Annotated in this window: 25 protein-coding genes, 7 tRNA genes, 1 other RNA gene and 1 pseudogene; 18 read left to right on the top strand and 16 right to left on the bottom strand. The window is 43.3% G+C overall.

Annotated features, from left to right (window positions below; translation table 11 throughout):
- Positions 1-6: 6 nt before the first annotated feature.
- A complete protein-coding gene (locus tag OCW38_RS10120; RefSeq protein ID WP_010439565.1) occupies positions 7-597 on the bottom strand; it encodes a TetR/AcrR family transcriptional regulator in 591 nt (196 codons plus the stop codon).
- Between the two features lie 196 nt (positions 598-793).
- On the opposite strand from OCW38_RS10120, the gene OCW38_RS10115 reads away from it, so the two are divergent.
- Positions 794-1,708 carry a Tim44 domain-containing protein gene (locus OCW38_RS10115; protein ID WP_016784690.1) on the top strand — a complete coding sequence of 305 codons (915 nt, stop codon included), beginning with the start codon at positions 794-796 and terminating at the stop codon, positions 1,706-1,708.
- A gap of 638 nt (positions 1,709-2,346) precedes the next feature.
- On the opposite strand, the gene OCW38_RS10110 is transcribed toward OCW38_RS10115, so the two are convergent.
- From OCW38_RS10110 to OCW38_RS10080, 7 genes are all read right to left on the bottom strand, one after another.
- A tRNA-Tyr gene (locus OCW38_RS10110) sits at positions 2,347-2,431 on the bottom strand.
- 102 nt (positions 2,432-2,533) lie between these two features.
- Positions 2,534-2,618: transfer RNA gene (locus tag OCW38_RS10105), tRNA-Tyr, on the bottom strand.
- A 102-nt stretch (positions 2,619-2,720) separates the two neighbouring features.
- A tRNA-Tyr gene (locus OCW38_RS10100) sits at positions 2,721-2,805 on the bottom strand.
- A 102-nt stretch (positions 2,806-2,907) separates the two neighbouring features.
- A tRNA-Tyr gene (locus OCW38_RS10095) sits at positions 2,908-2,992 on the bottom strand.
- A 102-nt stretch (positions 2,993-3,094) separates the two neighbouring features.
- Positions 3,095-3,179, bottom strand: a tRNA-Tyr gene (locus OCW38_RS10090).
- A gap of 102 nt (positions 3,180-3,281) precedes the next feature.
- Positions 3,282-3,366 (bottom strand) — tRNA-Tyr (locus OCW38_RS10085).
- 102 nt (positions 3,367-3,468) lie between these two features.
- A tRNA-Tyr gene (locus OCW38_RS10080) sits at positions 3,469-3,553 on the bottom strand.
- 389 nt (positions 3,554-3,942) lie between these two features.
- On the opposite strand from OCW38_RS10080, the gene OCW38_RS10075 reads away from it, so the two are divergent.
- The 3 genes from OCW38_RS10075 to OCW38_RS10065 all read left to right on the top strand — a co-directional run bounded on the left by OCW38_RS10075 (position 3,943) and on the right by OCW38_RS10065 (position 8,618).
- Positions 3,943-5,040: an efflux RND transporter periplasmic adaptor subunit gene (locus OCW38_RS10075; RefSeq protein ID WP_022570816.1), complete on the top strand. Its 1,098-nt coding sequence runs from the start codon at positions 3,943-3,945 to the stop codon at positions 5,038-5,040.
- Positions 5,040-8,153: a vibriobactin export RND transporter permease subunit VexH gene (gene vexH, locus OCW38_RS10070; RefSeq protein ID WP_010439574.1), complete on the top strand. Its 3,114-nt coding sequence runs from the start codon at positions 5,040-5,042 to the stop codon at positions 8,151-8,153. The genes OCW38_RS10075 and vexH overlap by 1 nt, the downstream gene beginning before the upstream one ends.
- A 144-nt stretch (positions 8,154-8,297) precedes the next feature.
- On the top strand, positions 8,298-8,618 hold the full coding sequence (locus tag OCW38_RS10065) for a DUF1244 domain-containing protein (RefSeq protein WP_010439576.1): 321 nt from the start codon (positions 8,298-8,300) through the stop codon (positions 8,616-8,618).
- 122 nt (positions 8,619-8,740) lie between these two features.
- On the opposite strand, the gene OCW38_RS10060 is transcribed toward OCW38_RS10065, so the two are convergent.
- Entirely contained in the window at positions 8,741-9,808 is a 1,068-nt protein-coding gene (locus OCW38_RS10060; RefSeq protein WP_016784689.1) for a PLP-dependent cysteine synthase family protein, read from the bottom strand.
- Between the two features lie 147 nt (positions 9,809-9,955).
- Here OCW38_RS10060 and OCW38_RS10055 point away from each other — a divergent pair, with 147 nt between their 5' ends.
- On the top strand, positions 9,956-10,411 hold the full coding sequence (locus OCW38_RS10055) for an Lrp/AsnC family transcriptional regulator (protein WP_010439581.1): 456 nt from the start codon (positions 9,956-9,958) through the stop codon (positions 10,409-10,411).
- A gap of 72 nt (positions 10,412-10,483) precedes the next feature.
- Positions 10,484-11,149: a hypothetical protein gene (locus tag OCW38_RS10050; RefSeq protein ID WP_010439584.1), complete on the top strand. Its 666-nt coding sequence runs from the start codon at positions 10,484-10,486 to the stop codon at positions 11,147-11,149.
- A gap of 126 nt (positions 11,150-11,275) precedes the next feature.
- Here OCW38_RS10050 and tesB read toward each other — a convergent pair whose 3' ends face one another.
- Complete coding sequence (tesB, locus tag OCW38_RS10045; RefSeq protein ID WP_010439587.1) at positions 11,276-12,136, bottom strand: acyl-CoA thioesterase II; 861 nt, start codon at positions 12,134-12,136, stop codon at positions 11,276-11,278.
- 168 nt (positions 12,137-12,304) lie between these two features.
- On the opposite strand from tesB, the gene OCW38_RS10040 reads away from it, so the two are divergent.
- Positions 12,305-12,745 carry a YbaY family lipoprotein gene (locus tag OCW38_RS10040; RefSeq protein WP_016768483.1) on the top strand — a complete coding sequence of 147 codons (441 nt, stop codon included), beginning with the start codon at positions 12,305-12,307 and terminating at the stop codon, positions 12,743-12,745.
- Positions 12,746-12,764: 19 nt separating this feature from the next.
- Here OCW38_RS10040 and OCW38_RS10035 read toward each other — a convergent pair whose 3' ends face one another.
- Positions 12,765-13,067, bottom strand: coding sequence for a DNA base-flipping protein (locus OCW38_RS10035; protein WP_010439592.1), 303 nt, complete (start codon positions 13,065-13,067; stop codon positions 12,765-12,767).
- Positions 13,068-13,118: 51 nt separating this feature from the next.
- Here OCW38_RS10035 and OCW38_RS10030 point away from each other — a divergent pair, with 51 nt between their 5' ends.
- From OCW38_RS10030 to OCW38_RS10020, 3 genes are all read left to right on the top strand, one after another.
- A complete protein-coding gene (locus OCW38_RS10030) occupies positions 13,119-13,862 on the top strand; it encodes a VP0952 family biofilm-associated protein (protein WP_016768484.1) in 744 nt (247 codons plus the stop codon).
- Positions 13,863-14,059: 197 nt separating this feature from the next.
- An RNA gene (gene ffs, locus OCW38_RS10025) (signal recognition particle sRNA small type) lies at positions 14,060-14,156 on the top strand.
- 125 nt (positions 14,157-14,281) lie between these two features.
- The gene (locus tag OCW38_RS10020; RefSeq protein ID WP_261893540.1) at positions 14,282-15,619 is read left to right on the top strand and encodes an IS4 family transposase; all 1,338 of its coding nucleotides are present in this window, start codon (positions 14,282-14,284) and stop codon (positions 15,617-15,619) included.
- Between the two features lie 95 nt (positions 15,620-15,714).
- On the opposite strand, the gene OCW38_RS10015 is transcribed toward OCW38_RS10020, so the two are convergent.
- Together OCW38_RS10015 and OCW38_RS10010 are read right to left on the bottom strand one after the other, a co-directional pair.
- On the bottom strand, positions 15,715-16,476 hold the full coding sequence (locus tag OCW38_RS10015) for a transporter substrate-binding domain-containing protein (protein ID WP_010439644.1): 762 nt from the start codon (positions 16,474-16,476) through the stop codon (positions 15,715-15,717).
- A gap of 171 nt (positions 16,477-16,647) precedes the next feature.
- Positions 16,648-16,992: pseudogene (locus OCW38_RS10010) on the bottom strand (hypothetical protein).
- A 246-nt stretch (positions 16,993-17,238) separates the two neighbouring features.
- Here OCW38_RS10010 and OCW38_RS10005 point away from each other — a divergent pair.
- The 5 genes from OCW38_RS10005 (at position 17,239) to OCW38_RS09985 (ending at position 21,013) form a co-directional block, all read left to right on the top strand.
- Complete coding sequence (locus OCW38_RS10005) at positions 17,239-18,072, top strand: AraC family transcriptional regulator (RefSeq protein ID WP_016785728.1); 834 nt, start codon at positions 17,239-17,241, stop codon at positions 18,070-18,072.
- Positions 18,073-18,194: 122 nt separating this feature from the next.
- Positions 18,195-18,929 (top strand): AzlC family ABC transporter permease, encoded by a 735-nt coding sequence (locus tag OCW38_RS10000; protein WP_016787962.1) that lies wholly within the window; start codon positions 18,195-18,197, stop codon positions 18,927-18,929.
- On the top strand, positions 18,926-19,255 hold the full coding sequence (locus tag OCW38_RS09995) for an AzlD domain-containing protein (protein ID WP_010439654.1): 330 nt from the start codon (positions 18,926-18,928) through the stop codon (positions 19,253-19,255). Before OCW38_RS10000 ends, OCW38_RS09995 begins: the two co-directional genes overlap by 4 nt.
- A gap of 286 nt (positions 19,256-19,541) precedes the next feature.
- Positions 19,542-20,033 carry a DUF2059 domain-containing protein gene (locus OCW38_RS09990; RefSeq protein WP_261893899.1) on the top strand — a complete coding sequence of 164 codons (492 nt, stop codon included), beginning with the start codon at positions 19,542-19,544 and terminating at the stop codon, positions 20,031-20,033.
- Between the two features lie 194 nt (positions 20,034-20,227).
- Positions 20,228-21,013, top strand: a complete 786-nt coding sequence (locus tag OCW38_RS09985) for a ribonuclease H family protein (RefSeq protein ID WP_010439658.1) — start codon at positions 20,228-20,230, stop codon at positions 21,011-21,013.
- Between the two features lie 179 nt (positions 21,014-21,192).
- Here the strand turns inward: OCW38_RS09985 and OCW38_RS09980 are convergent, their stop codons facing one another.
- Entirely contained in the window at positions 21,193-22,338 is a 1,146-nt protein-coding gene (locus tag OCW38_RS09980) for a glycosyltransferase (RefSeq protein ID WP_261893897.1), read from the bottom strand.
- Between the two features lie 293 nt (positions 22,339-22,631).
- Between OCW38_RS09980 and OCW38_RS09975 the strand changes: the two genes are divergently transcribed.
- The 3 genes from OCW38_RS09975 (at position 22,632) to OCW38_RS09965 (ending at position 25,465) form a co-directional block, all read left to right on the top strand.
- Complete coding sequence (locus tag OCW38_RS09975) at positions 22,632-23,558, top strand: glycosyltransferase family 2 protein (protein ID WP_010439661.1); 927 nt, start codon at positions 22,632-22,634, stop codon at positions 23,556-23,558.
- A 16-nt stretch (positions 23,559-23,574) separates the two neighbouring features.
- Entirely contained in the window at positions 23,575-25,011 is a 1,437-nt protein-coding gene (locus OCW38_RS09970; RefSeq protein WP_010439664.1) for a lipopolysaccharide biosynthesis protein, read from the top strand.
- Positions 25,012-25,147: 136 nt separating this feature from the next.
- Complete coding sequence (locus OCW38_RS09965) at positions 25,148-25,465, top strand: hypothetical protein (RefSeq protein ID WP_010439666.1); 318 nt, start codon at positions 25,148-25,150, stop codon at positions 25,463-25,465.
- Positions 25,466-25,669: 204 nt separating this feature from the next.
- Here OCW38_RS09965 and OCW38_RS09960 read toward each other — a convergent pair whose 3' ends face one another.
- Both OCW38_RS09960 and OCW38_RS09955 read right to left on the bottom strand, forming a co-directional pair.
- On the bottom strand, positions 25,670-26,137 hold the full coding sequence (locus OCW38_RS09960) for a DUF3429 domain-containing protein (RefSeq protein ID WP_016787963.1): 468 nt from the start codon (positions 26,135-26,137) through the stop codon (positions 25,670-25,672).
- On the bottom strand, positions 26,134-26,679 hold the full coding sequence (locus OCW38_RS09955; RefSeq protein ID WP_016784682.1) for a glutathione peroxidase: 546 nt from the start codon (positions 26,677-26,679) through the stop codon (positions 26,134-26,136). The genes OCW38_RS09960 and OCW38_RS09955 overlap by 4 nt, the downstream gene beginning before the upstream one ends.
- Positions 26,680-26,692: the final 13 nt, after the last annotated feature.

The following is a 26,692-nucleotide window of genomic DNA, read 5'->3' as shown; positions in this document are numbered from 1 at the left end:
GGATGATTACCAGTTGGTCAAGTAATTTGAGATTAGGTTATTAATCAACTCTTTACCATCAATAGGCTCTGACGCGAAAAACTTGTCATCAACGCTAAGTAGCGTAATTCCATGCACACCTGACCATAATACACGGCTCGCTTTAACCACTTCGCTTTCTGTGTGCTCTGGTGCGATCGCTATAAGTAATTGTTCTAACATGCCAGTCATTCGATCGATTCGGTTCGATTGCCACTCAGGAAGGTTTTCGCCATTCATGTTGTGTTCGAAGATAAGCTGCCAGCGGTGAGGGTGCTTTTGTGCGTAGTCGTGATAACAGTAAGCAAGGTTAAACAATGCTTGTTGAGGATTGCTCGATTGTTCTACGACAGATGCGGATTCGGCAGCGAGTTCGTCTAGGGTTTGCGCAACAACATGCAAGAGCAATAGGTTGTAGTTACCAAATACATTAACAAGGGTACTAGGAACGTAGCCAATCATATTGGCAATTTTACGTAGACTTAACTCGTGGTAGGAGTGCTCAGCTAAGAAGTCGGTCACTGTCTTTAAAGTTAATTGCACTAATTGTTCGCGAGTATGATCGTTTCTTCTTGCCATGAGTACTTTCTATAAATGAACATCGTTCAATATTTTAATGCTGCCCCCGATTGCCGTCAATCCCTTCGCTAATTAAGTAACCAATTAATAGCAGCAATATTATGATACATGTGTAAACGCCGTGAATATTTCATTGTTCTTTGTTAACGAGTATGATTAAGGTGTCGAAAGATAAAGAACCCTATAAAGGATAATAATGAAACGATTTTTCTCACTAGTCGCGATCCTGTTGGTAACAGTCGCGGTGACGCCAATCGCGGAAGCGAAAAAGTTTGGTGGTGGTAAGTCATTTGGCAAAAGCTTCAAAACGGCTCCAGCACCAAAACAACAAAACACTAACTCGATCCGACAAGATCAGACGGGTAAGAACACAGCAGCTAACTCTAGCAAGAAAGGCCTTATGGGCGGTCTACTAGGTGGTTTACTTGCCGGTGGTCTTTTAGCTGCATTCTTTGGCGGCGCATTTGAAGGTATCCAGTTTATGGATATTCTGATTATGGGTCTAATCGCTTTCCTAGCGTTTAAATTCCTGCGTGGAATGTTGGGGGCCAAGCAGGGCTCAATGAATCAGCAGAATGGACGTGGCCAACAGCCAGCATTCGGTGGTATGGGTCAGAACAAGTATGAGCAACCTAAGCAACAGCCAAATGTTCATAACTTCGAGCAAGCACAACTTCAATCTCAACCACAAGGTGCTGCTGGCGGCTTTGGCTTTGGTGCTCAAAGCGATGTTCCGCATAATTACCCACCGGGTTTTGATCAAGCGGCCTTCATCAATGGCTCTCGTGAGCACTACCGTACACTGCAAGGTGCATGGAACCACAACGAGCTTAACACGATTGAAGAGTACGTATCTCCAAGCTTATTTGAAGATCTGAAAGCTGAGCGTAACAAGCTAGAGGGTGATCAGCACACAGACGTAATGTACGTTGATGCTGAAATCGTTCGTGCAGACCACGATGGTAGCAAAGCACAGCTAAGCCTTCAGTTTAGTGGTCGTTACCGTGATACAGCGGATGGCATCGAAGAAGATATCACTGATATCTGGCATTTAGAACGCGATCTAACTACTGACAATGCGCCTTGGCTAATTGTTGGTATTCAAGGTTAATCTCGATAGTTAACTAAAAATGAGTTAACTAGATATTACTTTGATTATTGAAAGCCTCTACGGAGAAATCTGTAGGGGCTTTTTTGCGCCTAATAATATGTATCTGTAAGTTGCGTCTGGGAAATTGGCTTTAAGCTTTTTTTGAGGGGGGGAGAGTTTTAGATTCACGGAGCAATACCAATATGACGAAACATGCGGAACAGAGAAATAACATGAGTAGAGGAAGAGTGTCATCAAGACAAATATAAGAGATGTATCTTATTCAAATATTGGATTAACCTGAGACTAACTAACTGATTTCATCTGGATGTAATGAGTAATGACAAAGTTCTTTAAATCCGTATTGGCGCCTGAGATCACGGTGCATCAGAAACAGGACATTGAGAGTAAATGCAAAGAGCAAGTTTCTACAAACTACTTAGGTTGCGCTGCTTATCTGGTTTGTGAGCGTCATGCTTAAGTATGGGAGCACTGATGTCCGAATGAGTCAGACTGATCAAGTTTTTTGTAGTAGTGGGTTAGTGTTTAGGAAGTTGAGGGCAATGTTTAGAAAGATGCGTTTAGAAAGATATAAAGATCGGAAACGAAAAAAGCCAACTCAATGAGTTGGCTTTTCGATTTTCCAATTAAGGAGAATATGGTGGAGGGAGACGGATTCGAACCATCGAAGGCAGTGCCGGCAGATTTACAGTCTGCTCCCTTTGGCCACTCGGGAACCCCTCCAGGGTGTGTCTTACTCTTCACAAAGTAAGCCTAAATTGATGTTTTCCCATAAGCCCATCAATCAGGTTGTTCTCTTAACTCTAGAAAGAGGTAAGAAGAATATGGTGGAGGGAGACGGATTCGAACCATCGAAGGCAGTGCCGGCAGATTTACAGTCTGCTCCCTTTGGCCACTCGGGAACCCCTCCAGGGTATGTCTTACTCTTCACAAAGTAAGCCTAAATTGATGTTTTCCCATAAGCCCATCAACTAGGTTGTTCTCTTAACTCTTAAAAGAGGCAAGAAGAATATGGTGGAGGGAGACGGATTCGAACCATCGAAGGCAGTGCCGGCAGATTTACAGTCTGCTCCCTTTGGCCACTCGGGAACCCCTCCAGGGTGTGTCTTACTTTTCACAAAGTAAGCCTAAATTGATGTTTTCCCATAAGCCCATCAACTAGGTTGTTCTCTTAACTCTCGAAAGAGGTAAGAAGAATATGGTGGAGGGAGACGGATTCGAACCATCGAAGGCAGTGCCGGCAGATTTACAGTCTGCTCCCTTTGGCCACTCGGGAACCCCTCCAGGGTGTGTCTTACTCTTTACAAAGTAAGCCTAAATTGATGTTTTCCCATAAGCCCATCAACTAGGTTGTTCTCTTAACTCTTAAAAGAGGTAAGAAGAATATGGTGGAGGGAGACGGATTCGAACCATCGAAGGCAGTGCCGGCAGATTTACAGTCTGCTCCCTTTGGCCACTCGGGAACCCCTCCAGGGTGTGTCTTACTCTTCACAAAGTAAGCCTAAATTGATGTTTTCCCATAAGCCCATCAATTAGGTTGTTCTCTTAACTCTCGAAAGAGGTAAGAAGAATATGGTGGAGGGAGACGGATTCGAACCATCGAAGGCAGTGCCGGCAGATTTACAGTCTGCTCCCTTTGGCCACTCGGGAACCCCTCCAGGGTATGTCTTACTCTTCACAAAGTAAGCCTAAATTGATGTTTTCCCATAAGCCCATCAACTAGGTTGTTCTCTTAACTCTTAAAAGAGGCAAGAAGAATATGGTGGAGGGAGACGGATTCGAACCATCGAAGGCAGTGCCGGCAGATTTACAGTCTGCTCCCTTTGGCCACTCGGGAACCCCTCCAGGGTGTTTTTTCCTAACTCGTAATGGATAGGCTAAAGAGATGTTTTTCCCAACGCATCTCTCAAGTGCGGAGCGCATCATAGCAAACACGTTAAACCTGTAAAGAGTTTTTCTTATGGTTTTGTGTTAAATGCTGCCTTTTTGGGCAAAGATGGCGAAAAGTACGCATATTGCTCGTGAAGTGAACATCTCTATTAAGGTTTGCGTAGTGATAGGTAACACCTTGAGGTAACTGGCTTTCTGTATTGTGTTTGGTTTGTGTAATTTGCGACGAAACGTAAATGGAATTTGACCTAGATTTACACTTCTTGACGTTACAGCATTCATCAGTTGATAGAATATCGTTAATTTCATTTATAGATCTTAAATCTTACTTGCAGACCATTATTATGAAGCATAAATCTGTTTTAACCCTGCTTAGCTTGTCTATTCTTATGGCGTCTCCAGCCGCACTCGCAAAACGCATGGGCCCAAGTACTGTTACTGTTGTTACTGAACAGGTTGATATTCACCAAGTTAGCCAATCTCTCTCGTTGGTCGGTAAGTTAGAAGCCGAACAATCTGTGATTATTACTTCTGAAGTGGCTGGCAGAGTTGATTCTATTAATTTCAAAGCTAATCAAGATGTCACCAAAGGGCAAATGTTGGTTCAGTTAGATGACGACAAAGCTAAAGCTGCGGTTTCAGAAGCGCAAGCATATCTAAAAGATGAAAAACGTAAGCTAGCGGAATTTGAACGCCTAGTGAAACGTAACGCGATCACACAAACCGAAATCGACGCTCAGAAAACCAATGTAGAAATTGCTAATGCTCGACTGGCTGCCGCAAATGCAAACCTAAAAGATCTTCACATTAGCGCACCTTTCTCTGGCACCGTTGGTTTCATCGACTTTAGCCGCGGAAAAATGGTCACTGCAGGCACTGAACTGGTGACATTAGATGACTTGTCTGTGATGCAGTTAGACCTTCAAATTCCTGAGCGTTATCTTTCTAAGCTATCTAAAGGCATGAAAGTAACGGCTCGCACCAGTGCGTGGGGCGATACTCAATTTACAGGTACTGTGGTCGGTATTGATTCTCGTATCAACGCTGAAACCTTGAACTTACGAGTTCGAATCCATTTCGATAACAACAATGATTATCTAAAGCCAGGCATGTTAGTGGCGGCTGATATGGATTTTCCACCAGTAGAAGCGCCGATTATTCCAGTTCAAGCATTGGAGTATTCGGGCACTAAACGTTTTGTTTACGTAATTGATGAAGATAACAAGGCAACTCGAACAGAAGTGTTCCTAGGTGCACGTATCGATAACGAAGTCGTGATTGAGAAAGGTATCGAGATTGGTCAGAAGATCGTAGTGCAAGGTATCGTGAACATGCGCGACGGTGTTTTGGTTCAAGAGCTAGCCGTTAATCGCCCCGCTAAACTTGAGGCCGATACAGCTAATCTTGATGAAAATGCAGCAACACAAGAAGGCGCTAACTAATGTTGTTATCTGATGTTTCTGTAAAGAGACCAGTAGCGGCTATCGTATTGAGCCTGCTTCTGGTTGTGTTTGGTATTGTCTCATTTAACAAGCTTGCCGTTCGTGAGATGCCAGATATTGAAAGTCCAGTGGTGTCGATCAGTACACGTTATGAGGGTGCGTCTGCCACCATCATTGAAAGCCAAATAACTTCCAATCTTGAAGATCAGTTATCCGGTATTAGTGGTATCGATGAGATCGAATCTACAACGCGTAACGGCATGTCGCGTATCACGATTACTTTTGAGCTTGGTTACGACCTCAATACGGGTGTGAGTGATGTGCGTGATGCGGTCGCTCGTGCTCAGCGATCATTGCCTGATGAAGCCGACGACCCGATTGTTTATAAGAACAACGGTAGTGGCGAAGCATCGGTTTATATCAACCTAAGTTCAACCGAGATGGACCGAACGCAGTTAACTGACTACACAGAACGTGTGTTGATTGACCGCTTTAGTTTGATCTCTGGTGTGAGTTCGGTGGATATCTCGGGTGGCTTGTACAAAGTAATGTACGTGAAGCTGAAACCTGCGCAGATGGCGGGTCGTGGCGTTACTACCTCGGACATCACTTCTGCTCTTAACAGTGAGAACATTGAAAGCCCAGGTGGTGAAGTACGTAACGATGCGATTGTAATGTCGGTGCGTACCGCTCGTTCTTACACTGAAGCGGAAGATTTCGAATACCTAGTCGTTAAACGTGCCTCTGATAATACACCTATCTATTTGAAAGACGTAGCGGATGTGTACATTGGCGCAGAAAACGAAAACTCGACCTTTAAAAGTGACGGCGTTGTTAACGTAAGTATGGGTATCGTGCCTCAGTCAGATGCGAACCCACTTGAGGTTGCTGACTTAGTCCATAAAGAAGTCGAAGCAATTCAAAAGTTCTTGCCAGATGGTACTCGTTTGGCTGTCGATTATGACTCAACAGTCTTCATCGACCGTTCGATATCAGAGGTTTACAGCACTCTCTTTATTACGGGTGGCTTAGTTATCCTTGTGCTTTACATCTTTATTGGTCAAGCACGTGCAACACTTATTCCCGCGGTAACCGTACCGGTATCTCTGATCTCGTCGTTTATTGCCGCGTACTACTTCGGTTTCTCTATCAACCTGATTACCCTGATGGCACTTATCCTGTCGATTGGTTTGGTGGTCGATGATGCGATCGTGGTGGTTGAGAACATTTTCCACCATATTGAACGTGGTGAATCGCCACTGCTTGCTGCGTATAAAGGTACTCGTGAAGTAGGCTTTGCGGTAATCGCAACAACGCTTGTATTGGTAATGGTATTCCTACCAATCTCGTTCATGGACGGCATGGTTGGTCTCTTGTTTACCGAGTTCTCTGTATTGCTCGCTATGTCGGTGATCTTCTCGTCGCTAGTCGCATTAACGTTAACGCCAGTGTTAGGCAGTAAAATCCTACAAGCGAACGTTAAACCAAACCGCTTTAACCTGTTTGTCGAGCGCGTATTTGGCAAACTTGAATCTGGATACCGCTCAGTATTGCGCCGTGCTTTAAACTGGCGTTGGGCTGCTCCAATCATCATTATCGCGTGTATGGGCGGTAGTTATGGTTTGATGCAACAAGTGCCGTCGCAACTGACTCCACAAGAAGACCGTGGTGTTATCTTTGCGTTTGTTCGTGGCGCTGATGCAACCAGCTATAATCGTATGTCTGCCAATATGGACATCGTTGAAGAGCGTCTAATGCCGTTGCTTGGTCAGGGCTTCTTGAAGTCATTCAGCATTCAATCACCAGCGTTTGGTGGTAATGCGGGCGACCAAACGGGCTTCGTTATCATGATCTTAGAAGATTGGGATGAACGTGAAGAGACGGCTCAGGAAGCGTTGAGCGAAGTCCGTAAATCGTTGAATGGTATTCCTGATGTGCGTGTATTCCCGTTCATGCCGGGCTTCAAAGGTGGTTCAAGTGAGCCTGTGCAGTTTGTACTGGGTGGCTCTGATTACTCTGAGCTTCAGAAATGGGGCGAACTGTTAAAGCAAGCGGCTGAAGATTCACCAATGATGGAAGGTGCGGACATCGATTACTCGGAGAAAACACCAGAGTTGTTGGTAACCGTAGATAAGCAACGAGCAGCCGAGTTGGGTGTCAGCGTATCAGATATCTCAGACACGCTAGAAATCATGCTTGGTGGGCGCAGCGAAACCACGTTTGTGGACCGTGGCGAAGAATACGATGTTTACCTTCGTGGTGATGAAAATAGCTTCAATAACGCTAACGACTTAAGTCAAATCTATATGCGTACTCAATCTGGTGAGTTAGTGACACTAGATACGCTGACGCATATTGAAGAAGTCGCTTCATCGATTCGTTTGTCGCACTACAACAAGCAGAAATCGGTGACCATTAAAGCGAACTTAATGGAAGGTTATACGTTGGGTGACGCACTCGACTTCCTTGATGAACAAGCGATTGAGCAACTACCGGGTGATATTTCTGTGAGCTACTCTGGAGAGTCAAAAGACTTCAAAGAGAACCAATCGAGTATTTTAGTGGTGTTTGCGTTAGCGATGCTAGTCGCGTACTTGGTATTGGCTGCGCAGTTTGAAAGCTTCATCAACCCGTTAGTGGTGATGTTCACGGTTCCTATGGGTATCTTCGGTGGCTTCTTAGGCCTCGTACTGATGAACCAAGGTCTTAACGTGTACAGCCAAATAGGTATGATCATGTTGATCGGTATGGTAACTAAAAACGGTATTCTGATCGTAGAGTTTGCTAACCAACTTCGTGACCGTGGCATTGAGTTTGAAAAGGCGATCATTGATGCTTCAGCACGACGTTTGCGTCCAATCTTAATGACGGCGTTTACGACGCTAGCCGGTGCAGTTCCATTGATTACCTCAACAGGCGCAGGCTATGAAAGCCGAGTGGCAGTGGGTACAGTTATCTTCTTCGGTATGGGCTTCGCGACGTTGGTTACTCTGTTCGTCATCCCTGCGATGTACCGATTGATTTCAGGCACAACACGTTCACCTGGTCATGTGGAAGCGGTTCTAAATAAAGAGCTGAGCCATGACAACGTGGGAAGAAGCAGTCACGGTTAATGAACACGCACGGCCAATGAACATGGAATAGTGTAACAATATAGAAAAGCCTGCGTTTGCTCCTAGCGAATGGCAGGCTTTTTTTGTATAACAACTACAGCTCAACGAATGAATACAAGAAAACAAATACTAAAGGAAAGTAAAGTGGCTGAATTTAAATACAAAGATCTTTCTCAAGAAGAACAAGATAAACTAGACGCAGCAACCTTTCGTCGCCTGTTAGCACATTTAGATAGCAATAAAGATGTGCAAAACATCGACCTAATGATCTTGGCGGGCTTCTGCCGCAACTGTTTCAGTAAATGGTACAAAGCCGAAGCTGAGCAACAAGGCCTAGATTTGGATATCGATGACGCTCGTGAGCGCGTTTATGGCATGACTTACGATGAGTGGAAACAAAACCATCAGCCAAAAGCGACACCTGAGCAACTAGCGGCGTTTGAAGCAAAGCAGAAGCCAGAATAATTTGTCGCATTAGCAGTAAAGACATAGGAATAAGCGACACTGACTGCAAACTATCTATAGCAAAAAGAGCCCATCATGGGCTCTTTTTTGTTTTGTATTTAGGGCGTGTTGATCTTTCGATCTTAAGCCAGCTCACCCGTTTGCGAGAAAGCTTCTAGCTTCGCCGCGTAAGGTTGTAGGTCACCGATATTCAGATTTACCCACTCGTCATTGAAGTAAGTGTCTAGGTAACGTTCACCGCTGTCACATAGCAAAGTCACGATAGAACCTTTCTCTCCACGCGCTTTCATCTCACTGGCTAGCTGAAGCACACCGTACATGTTAGTACCGGTTGATGCGCCAACTTTGCGGCCAAGAATATCAGACAACCAATGTGTCGTTGCGATGCTTGCTGCGTCTGGGATTTTACGCATTTCGTCAACCACACCAGGAATGAAGCTTGGTTCTGCACGTGGGCGACCAATACCTTCAATCTTGCTGAATGTATTGCCTTTCACGTTCGCATTGCCTGTTTGGAAGTATTCGAGGAATACTGAGTTCTCTGGGTCGACAACACAAAGCTTAGTTTCATGCTGTTGGTAGCGAATGAAACGGCCAATAGTCGCAGAAGTACCGCCAGTACCTGGGCTCATTACTACCCATGCCGGAACTGGGTGATCTTCCATCTGCATTTGATTGAAAATCGAGTTTGCGATGTTGTTGTTACCACGCCAGTCGGTTGCGCGCTCAGCGTAAGTAAATTGGTCCATGTAGTGACCATTCAACTCTTCTGCTAAACGGCGAGACTCATCGTAAATCTCATCTGAGCGATCAACAAGGTGCGCTTGGCCGCCGTAGAATTCAATCTGCTCAATCTTCTTCTTCGCTGTGCATTTTGGCATTACCGCAATAAACGGAAGACCAAGTAGGCGAGCAAAGTACGCTTCAGACACCGCCGTACTGCCCGATGAAGATTCAATGATCGTTGTTTCTGAGCCAACCCAACCGTTACAGATAGCGTATAAGAACAGAGAACGCGCTAAACGATGCTTCAAAGAGCCAGTAGGGTGTGTACTTTCATCTTTAAGATAAATATCAATGCCTTCTACGCTAGGTAAATCGAGCTTGATCAGGTGCGTATCCGCTGAGCGTTGGTAATCTGCTTCAATTTTACGAATCGCGTTGTTAATCCATTGATGGTCAGTACACATAGGCATTCTCTTGATACTAAGTAGGAATTATTTGTAATTGGTATGGTTATAATCTAGCGATATCTAAGGAGAAAAACTTTGCCATATTTCCTTTGTTTTGCTTAAATTGTAGAAAATTATTCTCTTTAAAAGTGGTTTGGTGAAATTGTGATAGATGCCGTAGATAAAAAGATATTAAGGCTGTTACAAGAGGACAGCACGCTGTCGTTGAATGACATATCTGAAGCGGTCAACTTGACGACCACGCCTTGTTGGAAAAGGCTTAAGCGACTTGAAGAGAACGGCATTATTGAGAAAAAAGTCGCGTTGTTGAATCCTGAAAAACTCGACCTTTCCTTTACCGCGTTCGTGTTGATTAAAACCAGCGATCACTCTCATGAGTGGTACGGTCGTTTTGTAAACACCGTGTCTGAATTTCCAGAGGTGATGGAGTTCTACCGTATGGCGGGCGAGTATGATTATATGATGAAGGTTCAAGTGAAAGACATGAAGTGCTTTGATGATTTCTACAAACGCTTAGTGAATAGCATTGATGGTATCTCTAACGTGACATCGACTTTTGCGATGGAACCATTGAAGTACACGACAGCATTGCCGCTTTAAGCAGTGTCTGATAAAACACTCACCATCGTCTCAGTTTAGATGTCGCCTCTGCGATAAAGAAAAGGACTATTCATGTTTGCAAAAGTATCTACTGCTATCCAGCTGGTATTGGCGGTCGCCATTTTTTATTTGGGTTACACCATCTACTCATTTACCAATAAAGTTGGTGAAATCGTTGATACTTACCCGCAGGTGATCGAAGACTTATCGGTACTGACCAAGGAACTCAAAGTTGAAGAGTGGTTGGCATTTGCTGAGCATGTTGATGAACTTGCTCCTCAAGTATTAGAGACGGTTGAAGATGTGAGAAAAACCATCGCTCAAGTCAATAACACCGTTTCATCGGTCGATAGAAAAATCCCCGCCATTCTAGATGAAGTTAAGAGTGTTCGAACAGAAGTCGAACAAGTTAGAACCGATGTGATTCCTCCAACATTGACGGAATTAAAGCGATATCGTGTCGATGTGATGCCACCAATGCTTGCTGAGAGTAAATCTTATCGAGAGCAAACCATTCCAGTGATTATTACTGAATCTGAAATGCTAAGAGCGGAAGTACCGGATATTTTGGTACAAGCGAATTTGTTGGCAGATAAGAGTAGAGAATTAGCTCAGGGCGCAGCAGAAGGAGCGGTGAAAGGAGTGGTGCTATCACCATTTAATTTACTGCGAGACGCGGGAGATGGCATTAAAACGCGCGTACAAAGTGAACTCGAGCCGATGCTTGAGGTTGAATAGAGTTTTATTGATTTTTATGTGACGAGTTTTCTTAAGCGTCATTAAAGAAAGAGGCTAGGTATTATAAACCTAGCCTCTTTTTGTTTGCTCGTACTTATTTGGGACTTTTAAAACAACGCTTGATCGCTATTTAGTAAAGCGCATCACACCTTCTTGTACTGCAGTCGCGACTAATTCACCTTTTTGGTTGTAAATTTCACCACGTACTAGGCCGCGAGTATTAGCCGCGGTCGGGCTTTCAATCGCATAAAGTAGCCATTCATCCATCTTAAACGGACGGTGGAACCAAATAGAGTGGTCAATCGTAGCGACCTGAAAGTTTGGCGTCATAATGGACACTTCATGAGGATGAAGCGCTGTCACTAAGAAGCCCCAGTCGGATGCGTAGGCCAACAAATATTGGTGAATAAGCTGATTATCTGGCAACGCGCCATTTGCTCTTACCCACAGATATTGCTTCGCTTCGGCCTTTTTAGGGTTTAGCGGGTTAACAACCGTGACAGGGCGCATCTCAATCGGTTTTTCTCCACAGAAAGTCTTACGCAGTTTCTCAGGTAAGAATTCAGCAATGTGACTTGCCAGTTCAGTTTCTGATGCAAAGTTCTCCGGACCTGGAATATCAGGCATAGGATTTTGGTGCTCGAAGCCTGGAGCATCGCCATGATAAGAAGCCGTGAGATAGAAAATAGGGCGGCCATTTTGAATCGCTTTAACACGGCGTGTGCTAAAGCTGCGTCCATCTCTTAAGTTTTCAACATCATAAATAATGGGCTTTTCGGGATCACCTGGGTACAGAAAGTAACTATGGAACGAGTGAACACTTCGGTCATCTTGAACAGTATAGCGAGCAGCAGAAAGCGCTTGTCCCAATACTTGACCGCCATAAACCTGCGGAAGACCTAGGTTTTCACTTTGCCCTCGGAATAAACCTTCTTCCAGCTTTTCAAGCTGAAGTAAACTGAGTAATTCTTGTAAAGGTTGACTCATCGTCAGTATTCCTCTTCGTAAAATGGGTGTCAGATTAGTGTGCTAATGATTTAGCTTAGTCAAATATCTGTCAATAAATCATAGGGTTTCGAGACAGAATATGAAAGCTCTCTTATAATTAGGCCGTAGATTTGTCGATTCCGACAAACATGTTGAGAGAAATTGAATATGAAAAAGGCTCTAATTTTTATTACGTCTTTATTATCGTTTGGCCTACTTGTTGGTTGCCAAGCAACATCAGAAACGAGCGCTTCTCAAGAAGCCGTTGCAGAGAATACTCAAGTGATTTCAGGCACAGTAAGCTATCGCGAAAGAATTGCATTACCAGAGAATGCCGTGATTACCGTAACGCTAGAAGATATCTCACTTGCTGACGCATCATCAATCGTGATTGCGACTCAAGAGTTCACTGCTGATGGTAAACAAGTCCCTTTCGCATTCGAATTGAGCTACGACAACAACAAAATTCAAGCTAACCACCGTTACAACATGCGTGCAACGATTCATGTAGACGGTAAGTTACGCTTCACGACAGATACAGTTAAGTCTGTGATTACTGATGTAGAAAACACGCAACAAGCAGACCTGCGCTTGGTTGGTGTTCGTTAATTAGAAATGGATGGCAGCCCTAGGGCTGCCATTTGTATATTCTGAGTTTGATCTTTCCTGCATCACTCACTTCAATCCCTTCTTCGACCAGATGCTTCTTTTGGCGATCCAATGAATCCCCTTTCAAAGAGATCTCACCTTTACTGTTAATCACCCTATACCAAGGTAGTTTACTTCCTTCTGGTAAGTTACCTAACGCTTTACCTACATGGCGTGCATAGCCCGGAAAACCTGCAAAACGTGCTATATCTCCATAAGTTGTTACTTTTCCATATGGAATTTGGTGAATCACAGCAAAGATTTGGGCTAAAAATTGGTCCATACTAAAAGTTCCTAGTTCATTAATACCACGGATCGGTAGAAGGAGAGGGCTATGGTATTTTCAACATTTCAGTTCTTGATCACCACATTATTAGCGGTTGTTTGTGCGAGAGCAATCAGTTTAAGTGAAGGTGACATTCCAGTGCTTGCAATGGTCATTCCTGCATTGTGGATATTACCGCAGGGCGGCATTGCAGGATTAGCTTTGCTTGTTTCTATGACCACTTATGGTTTAACGCTTCCTTTACAACCTATCACGCTATCGGTCAGTGCATGGGTTTTGTTCCCATTGCTGATGGTTGTCTTTTCAAAACGCAGCAGTTTATCCGTTGTCATTATTTCCGGACTGATCGTTACCACTTTACAGGTGGGAATCATGGTTACGCAATCGGCAGGTAAGCTTGATGGTGTTCCATGGGTTACCACACTACAAACATTGTCAATCATCGTTATTTGGTGGGCGGCAAATCACCTTAAGCCAGCCAGCCGACACAGCTGGTGGTCATTGGGTTTGATATTGCCATTATGGATAGCCGACTTGCCATATGCCGCTTTGGTTGCTTTGTGTGTAACGGGCATCATGGCGTCGATGGAAACGCTGACACGCTTGAAGACCTTCCGTTGGAACAAGCTATTATGTTGGACACTGCCTACGGTAGGCTTTGCTGCTCTGGTGATCACGCCAAGCATTGAAGTTCCAAATCCGGTATTTGTGGTTTGGTTGTGCTTGCTAGGCACAGCATGGATGACTGATTACATCATTCGTACCGAAGATAACGAAGATATCGATATCTAGCCTTAAAGATGCTCAAATCCTTCGAACGTAGGTAAATGGTGAATTTACCTACGATTTTCTAGTGGTTTGAATAAAGGATAAGCACTTAGACCGCAATTGTTCAAAAATAGGGTCGAAGAGCTTGCAATGGTTGCTGCGATGCTTAATAATCCAATCACTCTTTGAGGCAAGCCTCTTAGAAAAAGAATCTATGGAGGCTCTGGTCCTCCCGCAACACTAACTTGTGAACTCGGTCAGGCCTGGAAGGGAGCAGCCGCAGCAGGCGACGTGTGTGCCGGGATGTGGCTGGGGCTTCCACCCATAAAAAAAGCCGCTCTTAATGAGCTAACACTGATCATTTAAGCATTTTCCTGATCAGTTGAACGATCCTGCAGATGGTTGACAATACCCTTAAGCACTTCTGTTTAAGGGTATTTTTTATGCTGTCACACTGGTTAATCGATGTTGACGATTTTGCTAATCCAGAATCTCTTTCTTTGTTCCAAAAAGACCTTCCGCTAGATTGGATAAACCAAGCTTTATCTGAAACGAACAAAGCGAGTATGCGTCGTAGAAAGTTACCTGCCGAACTTGTTGTATGGTTAGTCGTTGGTATTGGTCTCTATCGAGATAGACCGATTACCGATGTACTCGATAAACTCGACCTCAAATTGTCTAACTCATTGGGTGAGTCTATTGCACCTAGTGCGATTCCCCAGGCGAGAAAGCGCCTCACCGCTAAACCTTTAGAGTCATTATTCTCAATCACAGCAAAGCACTGGACACAGTCGGAAGATGCGGGTGATAAATGGAATGGTTTGAGCCTATTTTCAATTGATGGCACACAGTTTAGAACGCACGATAACCCAAGCTTAGCTGAGCATTATCAATATGTTTACTACCGAAAAGACAGGCACACTGAATATCCAATCGTTCGAATGTGCGCACTCACATCCCTACGGAGTCGACTTATTCATGATGTGGCTTTTGGGGAAAGTTCTAAAGGTGAAATTAGCTATGCAAAAGATTTAATTTCATCAGCTGTCCCGAATTCATTGACCATTTTTGACCGTTGCTACCTGAGCGCAGAGCTTATGCTTAACTGGCAACGAGAGCATGGGACAAGTCACTGGATGACGCCCATAAAGTCGAATGTGAAGTATGAAACCATCGAGCAACTCGATGATGATGGGCGAGATCTGATTGTAGAGATGAAAGTCTCTCCACAAGCTAGAAAGCAAGACCCGAGCCTCCCGGAAACGTGGAAAGCGAGGCTGGCTCTATACCCCGATGATGGTGAACAACAACCCAATCATATACAAGGGCTGCTGACTTCTCTAACAGATAGAAAATACAGTTTAAAATCATTATTAGACGTGTACTTCGAAAGGTGGGAAATCGAGAAGAGTTATGGCGAGATTAAGCATGACATGCTTGAAGATGAAATTCTGCTCCGCAGTCAATCTGTAGAGGGTGTAAAGCAAGAGGTATGGGGTATCCTTATCGCGTATAACTTAATCCGTCTGGAGATTAGCCGAATAGCAAAAGAGGCAGAAGTCTCACCACTTAGGATAAGCTTTACGATGGCACTTCGAGATATTCAAGATGAGCTAATGTGGTGTGCTATCGCTTCTCCAGGTTCTATTCCCAAAAAGCTGCGAGCTATGAGAGAGCGAGTGAAACGTTATATTTTGCCCGAAAAACAAAAACGGCCCAAAGGTAGGACCGTTCGTTTTAGTAAGACTCGCTACACTGTGCGATCTAAACACCTTAAATGATAGGTGTTGGCTCTTAATGAGCGGCTTTTTGCTATCTGTAGCTTTAAAAAAGTGAACAATACTTGTAAGTAGTGAAGTTCACTTTTTACTCTAGTCTATTCGTAAATGCTGTACGAAAAGTATTTGCTCGCAATTTTTTGGTGCTGACCATTGTCAATCAGCCTTTGTAGCCCGCTATCGATAAGATCTTTCAATTCGTTATCTTGTTTTCTAACAGCGACGCCAATACCTCGACCAAACCACTTCTCTTCTGTAAATTTAGGGCCGGTAAAATGGTAGTCCTTGCCTTGTTCCGTTTCAAGGAAGCCTGTGTTGAGTCCCATTGAGCCACCAAACACAGTATCAAGGCGACCGTTCAGTAAATCAGTAAAGGCTTCATCGAATGAGCCATAACGTTTAATGTCTACATCTGGGTATATCTCAGAAAGATATTTATCACCAATCGTTGCCCGCTGAACCCCAATAGTCAGGTTATTCAAGCTGTCATCATCCATGTTGATCTCTCTGCCTTTTTTCATCACAAAGCGAGTAGGTACTTTGGCATATGGGATGGTGAAGTTAACTTTCTTTTCACGTTCTTCGGTGATTGTCATTGCTGCGATTATCGCATCATTCTTACGACTTAAGAGTGACGGGATAATACCGTCCCAATCTGTTTTTGAGATAATACATTTGACACCCAACTCAATACACAACGCGTTGGCTAAATCGACCTCGAACCCTTCAAGCTGACCATCTTGTGTTGTCCAACTAAATGGTGGGTAAGCCCCTTCAACAGTAAAACGAATCTGTTTCCAATCTTTTGCGTATGTGAACACAGAGAAAACACTGACGAATGCAACTAATATCCATTTCATTTTCATTTCCTTATAGTAGTAATGGATATCGATAGTTAACTACTTGTTAATATTTATCAATATAAATGTGGGTAAATTTGTAATAAGGCTCAAATATGCAGATGAGTTGGTATAAGTACAGTGTGTAACTTCGTTGAATCGCCTTTTAATATACAACTGATTTTATTTATCCTAATTAGCTGGCAGCACAACAGCAGAAGCTTCTTCCTCTGAATCTTCTTTGTGTTCTATTTGCCCCGCAAATCAATCTACTGTCTTTGTGAAATACAGTTTGTTGGTTTCGGTATCGCACCAATTTTTTGACAACCCTCTTCGATTAAACTCGCTGCCAATTGCGGCGAGTGTTTGGTTACTTGAGCGCCCGTAATATAAAGTATCGCACAGTTGCAAGTTGGACATCGACTGTGGGTAGGTATTGACTGATGAAGTGTTCACATTCAGTATTTTTGACTGATTGTGCGTGCATCCTGTCAGGTTTAACAGAAATAAAATAATCAAGGTTGGTGTTGGTTTCATGGCTTTTTAAGAGAACTAACGGAGTTTGGTGTCGATTATGAGGATGGATGACGTTAAAAATTGTCAATTTTAATTCAATCCATGACGCAATGAGATCTTTGTACCAACTAAGTGGTAGGTTGTTGTGTTCTGTTGTTTCTTGACCTTCTTGTTAAACGACCAAATGCGCAATTTTGTACAAAAGTTGCGAGAGCCTATAGAGTAGACTGATAAGTCGCTCGATAATTAACAGGCTTGGGGATGGTTATGGATAACAAAAAGCGTTCTAAAGAGAAAGCCGAATACAAGATCACAGAAGAGCTCGGTGGCCTTGAAATCCTCAATGCAGAATATGAAAAGCAGAACTTCTCACGTCATAGCCATGAAGGTTACACACTCGGTGTGATTGAGCAGGGGGCTCAGCGCTTCTATCGAACCGGAGGGCATCATGTCGCGCCTCAAGATGCGATCATTCTGGTCAATGCTGATGAAGTTCATAGCGGTCATTCTGCTACCGAAGGTGGCTGGGCGTATCGTGCAATGTATCCACTGCCAGAACAACTTGCCAAAATCACGCAGGAACTCAATCTGCCGAATTATGGGGCTCCTTACTTTCCTAGAGCGGTGGTTGAAGACCCTGAACTCGCCAATCAACTCAGATTAGTTTTCAACACGATTGATGAATCAGATAATCGCCTGCTAAGAGAAACCTTGATGTACGGGATGTTGGTTAAACTGATTAGCCGACATGGGAAGTCGAGCCTTAAGCCTCTGTTAGATGGAAAAACTCAACGCCAACTTGTTCTAGTGAAAGAGTTTTTAGACGATTTTCCACAAGCAGATGTGTCATTGGAAGAATTGTCGAAGCTTGCGGCTTTAAGTCCATTTCACTTGGTGCGCTCCTTTCAAAAAGAATTTGCTCTTCCGCCACATGCATATCAAATTCAATCCCGACTCAGGCTTTCGCGTAAATTGTTAAAGCAAGGGCATTCGATCTCGGATACCGCGCAAGAGTGCGGTTTTCACGATCAAAGTCATTTTCATAGGCACTTTAAGAAAGCCAACGGTTACACTCCAGGTCAGTACATTAAGATGCGTTGATTTAATTTAATTTGATTGCTTTGACTTGGTACCTTAGCTTTTGTGACAAAGCAACTTTGTACAATCGAATAAGTGAGCGCTCTTTTACAGTGGAAAACCAATGTAACGAGAACTAAGAGAATATGGATAACAACACAATGGATAAACGTACGCAGTTATGGAAAGGCGTTATGGCAGCGATGCCGTTAAGTATTGCCGTCATACCGTGGGGCATATTAGCAGGCTCGTATGCGATAGATGCTGGACTGAATCAGCTTCAAGCTCAGGCTATGTCTGCCATTTTATTTGCGGGCTCAGCTCAGCTAGTGGCTGCGGGTATGTTTAAAGCGGGTATTGGTTTAGGGACTATGTTGTTAACTACGCTGTTTATTACGTCAAGACACTTTCTTTATAGTGTCTCTATGCGTGACAAAATTAGTCACCTTCCTGCACGTTGGCGTTTACTGCTTGGTTTTTGGCTCACTGATGAACTGTTCGCGATTTGCAGTGGGCAATCCCAACAAGAGTTTAATCGTTGGTATGCCGCGGGCGTGGGTGGCGGATTTTACCTCGTTTGGAATATTGCCAGCTTTGTCGGCATTGTCGCAGGTAGTCAAATTCCATCACTTAACGAAATTGGCCTCGATTTCGCGGTCGCCGCAACTTTCATTGCTTTGGTTTTTCCTTTGATTCGAACACTGCCAACGGTGGTGTGTGTTGTGGTGTCATTGGTGACCTCTGTGGCAATGGCGGTCAATCAGGTTGAAGGGGGGCTGATGATTGCTGCGATTTCAGGTATGTTGGCGGGCTTCATTAGTGAATCATTTGTTGAACGACACAATGGTCAGAAACAAGCGAATGAAGGAGAATCAGCGTGATTTGGTTATCGATATTGCTCATGACAGCGATTGTTTTTTTTAGTCGGTATGTGTTTCTAGAGCCTTCAATTCCTCTTCGGCTGAATAGTACGGCAAGGCGCCTACTGCGATATTCAAGCCCCGCTGTATTAACGGCTATTTGGGGGCCGATTGTATTCGCTCCTGAGCAATCATTCTGGCCAAGCCTCGAAAACCCATATTTAATCGGCGCTCTTGTGACTGGGTTACTGATATGGAAAACAGGAAATGTGCTGTTAACGATTGGAGTCAGTATGGCCGTGTTTTTGTTCTATAACTTAGTCGCAGTTGAGTTTCTTTTCCTTTAATTTCCTGCTTAAAAGACATGGTATGTCTAAAACACAGTGATCTTTTGAAACGAGCTGCTTTCAGTGATGTCCTTCGTATATTTTCGTAATGGTGCGGTTTAAGATTAGATGCATTTGATTACATATGCTTTCGTGTGGTTTAATCTGTTTTAATTATGAATTGCAAGTAAGTAAATTTATAGTTAATTCAAAAGGTTGATATGTAATTTGTGTTGAGCCACACAATCACTTAGTGATAAATCGAACGAATCTTTTCTCTAATATAAATCGCCCAAAGGACTTAATAATGCACAAACTTCTCGCCATTTTCTTTCTGCTAGTTCCGCTACAATTGTCAGCTGCACAGGACACGAAGCAAGCGTTAGTAAAAGAGCTTCTTCAGATCATGGATGTCGATTCCACGTTGGACGCGGTATTCCTTCAAATAGATAGCATGATGGCTGATATGTCTAAAGAACTCGAGGTTTCAGACTCAGAACGAGATATTTTTGATGAATACTATCACAGCATGAATGACTTGATGAAAGAAGAGATGAGTTGGAAAAAGCTAGAGCCAACAATTGTAACGATCTACAGTGAGCAGTTCACTGAAGCTGAGGTCGAGGCTATGATCGATTTCTACAAAACAGAACATGGTAAGAGTATTCTGAAAAAGATGCCAACTGTGACAACAGAGTCAATGATTATGACTCAGTCGGTAATGCAGCAAGTTATACCTAAGATTCAAACTTTAACTACCAAATTAAAACAGGATCTTAAGGAACATAGAGGCTCCTAATTAGATGGATGCTTTCAGGTTGTGATTAAAATTAGCGCTCTATACTTGATTGACAACGCATCTATTCTCACAACACAGTGTGTCTTCTATGTAATGATTTATGTGTTGCGAACATAATCAGGCATAATAACATCCCCACAGCAGAATCATTTTGGTGTGGGGATCGTGTTTTAAGGTTCTGGTAAGGAGTTAGTTTGGCTAAGAAATATTATGTGGTTTGGAAAGGTCGTACACCGGGTATTTTTACCACTTGGAATGAATGTAAATCGCAAGTTGATGGTTTTGCCGGTGCGAGATACAAATCGTTTCCCACATTAGGTGAAGCTGAATCTGCTTTCGGTGGTAAAAAGTCGTCTGTGTCTGCTCCAACTTATAATTTTACATCCGTAAAACCAAGTGCTACAAGTAAGGCGAGCAAAGCTAAAACTCCGCCGCTTTCGGAGCAGCAAATCACTGATATGCCTTTTGACATCAAGATCTTTACTGATGGTGCTTGTGAGCCAAACCCTGGAGAGGCCGGTACAGGTTTAGCGGTTTATCTAAATAATGAGTTAACGGAATTGTGGTATGGCTTGTACCAAGCTACGGGCACCAACAATACCGCAGAGCTACAAGGTTTGAAGCAAGCATTTATACTCGCCAAAGAAAAACTGCAAGCTGGATTGTCTGTTGCGATTTATTGTGACTCAAAATACTCAATTGACTGCATTACCAAGTGGGCTTCAGGTTGGGAGAAAAAGGGCTGGACGAAGTCGGGTGGTGAGATTAAAAACCTCGATATTATCATGCCAGCCTATGCAATGTACCAAGAGATCGCTTCTCAAATCACTATCTATCATGTTAACGGTCACGTTGGTATTGAAGGTAATGAACTTGCAGACCGAATGTCTATCGTTGCGATTGCATCGAAAGAACAAGGTCTGAGTCAATATACAGAGACGGACGATCTTACTGAGATTTTAGCGTTGCGAGCGGGTTAAGAGCACACGACAAACTGTTTTAGTCAAAGGAATCATTATAGCCCAGCGTTATTGGGCTACTTCTATTCAGACTCATGGTGTATAGAACTAAAGCGTTACAGTGTGTATCAATGTGACGCTATGGTTTTTTGTTTAGCTTCTAATCCATTGCACACCTATTTGCGTGTTTATAGACAATCTTAAACTGGATTCTCTATCCAGTGAGACAGCTGCTGAGCTTGTTTAAGAGAGTTGAAGCGTTTCTCTACTCTTGTTCTTGCCATCATGCCCATCTCTATTTTGTCATTACTACTTAATTGCGCAAAACGCTCAATGCTTTCTCTTAACTCGTCGACGTTTTTTTCATTCACTAAAAAGCCAGTATCAGGTGTGACAATCTCCTTACAGCCCATAATGTTGGTTGTAATCACGGGGGTTCCGACAGCCATAGCTTCTTTTAGTACTAACGGCCCAGTATCAACACAACCTGTTTCTGAAAAACAGAAAGGAGCGACTAAACAATCGTAATGCGGAAGGTTTTCTTTTACCCATTCATGAGGCTTTGAGCCCAGAAAGGTGACATTTCGAGTTAACCCTTGTTGCTCTACTTGCATTTTTAACTGCGACTCTAAATCTCCAGTGCCAACGATATCGAGATGAATGTCGAGAGGCTCGGCTATCGGTGCTAAAGCGTCAATGAGAAAGTGGATACCTTTTTGTTCAACTAGTCTTCCCAGGAAAACAAAACGAAGCTGCTTGGTTTCAGTCTTTGGGTGTAACCGGAATTGCTTGGTATTTACACCGCAATGTAGGAGCTTTATGTTTCCTTTGGCCATGTGATTAAAGTCTGTGAGCATGTCTTTACAGACTGCGACCACAAAATCACTCGATGTAATTTTACGTTCAATATCGTAAGCGAATTCGTAAACATCATGACCATGGGCGACAAACGAACACGTTATATTGAGAAGCTTAGCGGCGACTATAGCGTGGGCGGTGGTGTGTTGGCAGAAATGAGCATGAACATGGTTGACGTCTTTTTCTGCAAGTTGTAAAGCCAGCTTAAACCCATAAGCAAAAAGTGACTTCTTCGGCATGCTAGTCTGCTTAGAGACAAACGAAAGTGCTTTGACAAAACCCACCCAATTGATGCTAGTTATCTTGCCCGCCCGAACATCCTTGCCAATTTTGACAATGTCATAGTCGAAAGCTTTTTTACTTTTTTCTACTTCGAATGCCATTATGCATACCTGATGCCCACACGCTTTCACGGAGTCGACCTCTGTTTGAATGAAGGTCTCACTGAGCACAGGATAGGTTGGCGCTATAAATGCTACTTTTTTCATTTTCTTCTCCTTGTGTATCGGCCACTACAATGGTTTAAGCAAAATACGAACCAAGATGAGAGGGTACTTAAGAGGTGCTTTTTAACGGTTTTTTGCTGTTATCGTCAGATCGCTTTTGATTTTCTCAAATTGGTAGTCAAATTGGATATTTGAATTTCTGTGTCGACAGTGCTTGTTCGTCATTTTGCGAACAGATACGTAGGGTGCTGATATAAGGCCAGTTTAATAGTGAGGAATACTCGGCACAGGATATGCAGACATGCTGTGTAAGATATAAATCTGAGATCGTCACTATGGCTAAAGTTAGTATTGTTATTCCTACTTATAATTGTTTGGGCTACCTGCCGAAGGCAATCGGCAGCGTACTCAAGCAGACTCATCAAGACCTTGAGCTGATCATTATTGACGATAACAGCAATGACGGGACGTCAACTTATCTTTCTTCGATACACGATGAGCGAATTATAAAGTTATCGACGTTGGGCGTAGGTGCTCCTCAAGCCAGAAACTTAGGGATCGAAAAAGCGTCCGGTGAATTCATCGCTTTTTTAGACGCTGACGACTTTTGGTTCCCTGAAAAAATTGAACGACAACTTGAATTCCATCAGCGGAACCCCGATCTGGCGATGAGTTTTACTAACTACGAGCATCTCACTGAAGACTACCAAGTGATTGTCGACTGCTTCAGTTATTGGTCGCAGTTTCAAGATCATGACGAGTTATTCTTTAATATTGAAAACCCACTAGAGTTTATTATTGAAAATAACGTGATTGGCACATCGACAGTGATGGTGAAAGCCGATGTCTTTTCGCAAACAGACACTTTTAACGCGGACATTACTTACGGAGAAGATTGGGAGCTATGGCTTCGCGTGAGTGAGAATCATCAGATTGGCGTATTGAATTCAGTGCAAGTTGGTTACTTGATGAGAGCGAATTCTGTTACTCAAACGGAAAGCTTCAAGCTGAGGAATTTGCAGTCTATAGAATCTATTCTTCAGCATTACCAAAATGACAGTGAACGTTGGAACCTACCTTCTTCTAGTTTCAAGATCGCAAAGGCGAGAATACTTGAAGGTTACGCTGACTATTACCGAAGCCTACAACACAACCGACAGGCGGCCGCTTACAGTTTTAGATCTTTGGTTTTGGCTCCTCAAAAACGAACGTTACTACACCTAATCAGAGACTGTAAAAGTTTCCTAACGCCAGCAGGGTAAAGGATAGGTGACCGCTATGGGTTCATTAAAACAGTCAGCCTATTACGCTATTGGTATTGTGATGATGAAAGGGATATCACTTGTGATGATTCCTTACATTACTCACAAAATGACACTAGCAGAATATGGTTCTTTAGAAGCGATTGTCTTGTTAGCAGACATTGGAACGATATTGTTTAGCTTTGGTATCGTTGAGGCAATGTATCGTTATGTGGGCGTGTCCGATGGCGATGAAAAGCGGGAACTCGTTTCTAACTGCTTTACGCTAAGTGTTTTGGTGTGCGTGCTAGGAGGGTTATTAATTGCGCTCAGCATGCCGCTATTGATTTTAATGTTACCCGTCGAATTTCAACCCTACCAAATTTTTATCCTACTCATTCCTACAATGCTTGATGGGGCAATCTCTATTCCTCTGACCTTAATGCGAATGAACGCGATGGCGAAACAATTTTGCCTGCTTAATGTATTGAAAGCCGGTGTTCAAGCCGTGATGACTTTTGCATTGCTTGAGGCCGGATATGGTATTGATGGTGTGTTGATTTCGGCAGCGGTATCGAGTTTGCTGCTAATGATCTGTTTAGTGCGCTATCAATGGCAAGAGATGGGAACATTTGGTTGTTTTAAATACTCAACCAAGATCCTGAAGTTTGGGTTACCCGCTTTGGTGGGAGGGGCATCAATGTATATGATCATGGGGTTAGATCGTTGGGTAATGGCAAGTTTCGTTGGAGTCGAAGAACTGGCGATTTATGCAGTCAGTGGTAAATTTGCGTTGATCCTTGGATTGTTATTGCAACCCTATGCACTGTGGTGGTTCCCAAACCGTGTCGCCATTCTTCAGCAATCAGGAGGTAGTAAGGATTGTGCAGACAAAGCCTTAGTTGGCGTCAATTTCGCCATCGTATTGGGTGCTTTGATGATTTTAACTGTTCCAGGCTTTATCGCTTTAATTCTGCCAAGCAGCTATCAATATTCGGGTACGATTGTTGTCGCATTGCTTGCCATTAGTGTTATCAAGAACGCAGGTGATTATTTGAATCTTGGTTGTTTCAGTGGGAAATCAAGTCAATCGCAAATGTGGATTCAAGGTGGATGCGCGATCTTGGCCGCTATTGGTTATGTCACCGTGACGCCCAGTTATGGCGTATGGGGGGTTATTGTTGTCCTCTGCGGAACTTACATATTGCGATTACTACTTTTATATTTCGTCAGCCAAACAATGGAACCGTTACCTTATCAGCACAGTAAATGGATAGTTGCGCTCAGTATTGCCGTAGTTGCGGTCGCTTGTGATCGATTGCTCGGGTTGGTGCTCGTTGATGTTCATGACTTTGTTTTAGGCTGCTTTGTGGCAGTGGTGACATTAGTGGCCTTCGTAAAATATTCGGTCATCATTATTCCGCCTGTGTTGCTTGATAAGTTCACGTTACGCAAGCACTCCCAGATAAGTTGAAATTACGGCATCTATCTTTAAGCTTTTTCCGGGGTAGGCAATGAAAATCTAAGTTTATCAAAATAAAACACTGTTCATAATGTTTGTGATTAGATAGTATTTATAAGTTTGATGAATATTAACTATGGAATGAATTATGAATAAGTGGATTGTATTTTCAGCTATGTTTTCGACCTTATCACATGCTTCCTTAGAGCTTTCTAGTTCTGATTTATCGGCTGGAGATTTTGATATCCCCGAGGCTATCTCGTTAGAACAACAAAGCATCGTATGTGAAAGTGTTGTTTGTAATACGGTATCAGAACCTAAATCTGTCCCGGTTGTTGGTGAAGTGCCGGAGCGTGAGCCTAATCAAACGATAGAAACTTTCGCCAGTGCGATTTATATCGTTGGTGAGATTGGAGCTGCGGAAAACTTATCAACTCCAGAATATGAACAATTTTTCGAAAACTGATTCAAAGGTTTTGACAGAGGGAGGGACAGTTTTCAAGTGTCACTATAAAAGATTTCAAATGCTGTTATAAAAGGTAATCTTGCGTTAAACGATTCAATAACCTTGGTATATTGTAGCTAGGAAGCCCTCAATGGAAATATGGAAGTACTGCTATTCATCCCAGCCTGCTTTGCGCTCAATATGCCTAAACAGGTAAAAACTCACTCAAGTTAACAGCACGATACCATGCATCAACACAACGCTAGAAGTTAGTCGAGTTCTCATTTCAAAATACCCATCAGGCCCTTCGCTTTTATTCTGTTCCTTCATCGACCTCTCTGCTCGCCAAACCGCAATGTAACCGACCAAGAGAATAAGTGTGGTTATGAATTCCTTTTGCTCACCGAGTAGTACCGCTAGCCACGCTGCTAACACAATAACATTGCTTAGAATTAGAGCATTGTTACTTGATTGGATTTCGAAATTCTCTATGCCATTTCCCCATAAAATACCAGACAAGAAACTTAAGATAACCACGCTGTAAGTGATGAAGAGTGTTTCTCCGCTCAAGTTAAAAAACTGACTGTCGGTGAGCGATAACAATAGGCCGAATAAAAAGGGGACTAAACCCATATAGCCGAGCTTAGCCATGGTGTTACGTGTTTGAGTTGTTTCCATGTAATCTGACTTCATAGCTGCTGCTCGATAGCATTTTTGAGGGTACTACTGGTTGGCGACGTAGAACTCGGGAAGGTTGCTATCACTTTGCCTTCTTTGCTGACCAAGAACTTGTAGAAATTCCATTTCGGTTTGATACCAGCTTGTTGTTGGATTTCGGCAAAGACTGGATTTGCGTTCGGCCCAGAGAGTGAAGCACGCGCCATCATTGGAAACGTGACGCCGTAATCCAGATAACAGATTTTGGCAGACTTCTCCTCGCTTCCTCTGTCTTGACGAAAATCATTGCTTGGGAAACCAACAACCGTGAATCCTTGATCTTTATATGTTTGATGCAGTTGCTCAAGTTGCTCGAACTGTGGCGTGAAACCGCATTGACTTGCTGTATTCACGATCAATAAAGTTTTACCTTGAAACTCTTCACACAGCTCAATCTCTTCGTTTGAATTTAACAGCCTTTGTTTGCCGTTGAGTATCTCAGGACAGCTTGCTGAAAAAGCGAATGAACTTGTTAGGCTCGCGATTAGGGCGGTGGAGCACAGCAGCGAATGCTTCATTAGTCTGACTCAT

This window comes from Vibrio cyclitrophicus (genome assembly GCF_024347435.1).
Lineage (GTDB): Bacteria > Pseudomonadota > Gammaproteobacteria > Enterobacterales > Vibrionaceae > Vibrio > Vibrio cyclitrophicus.
This window is presented reverse-complemented; position numbering and strand designations above follow the sequence as displayed.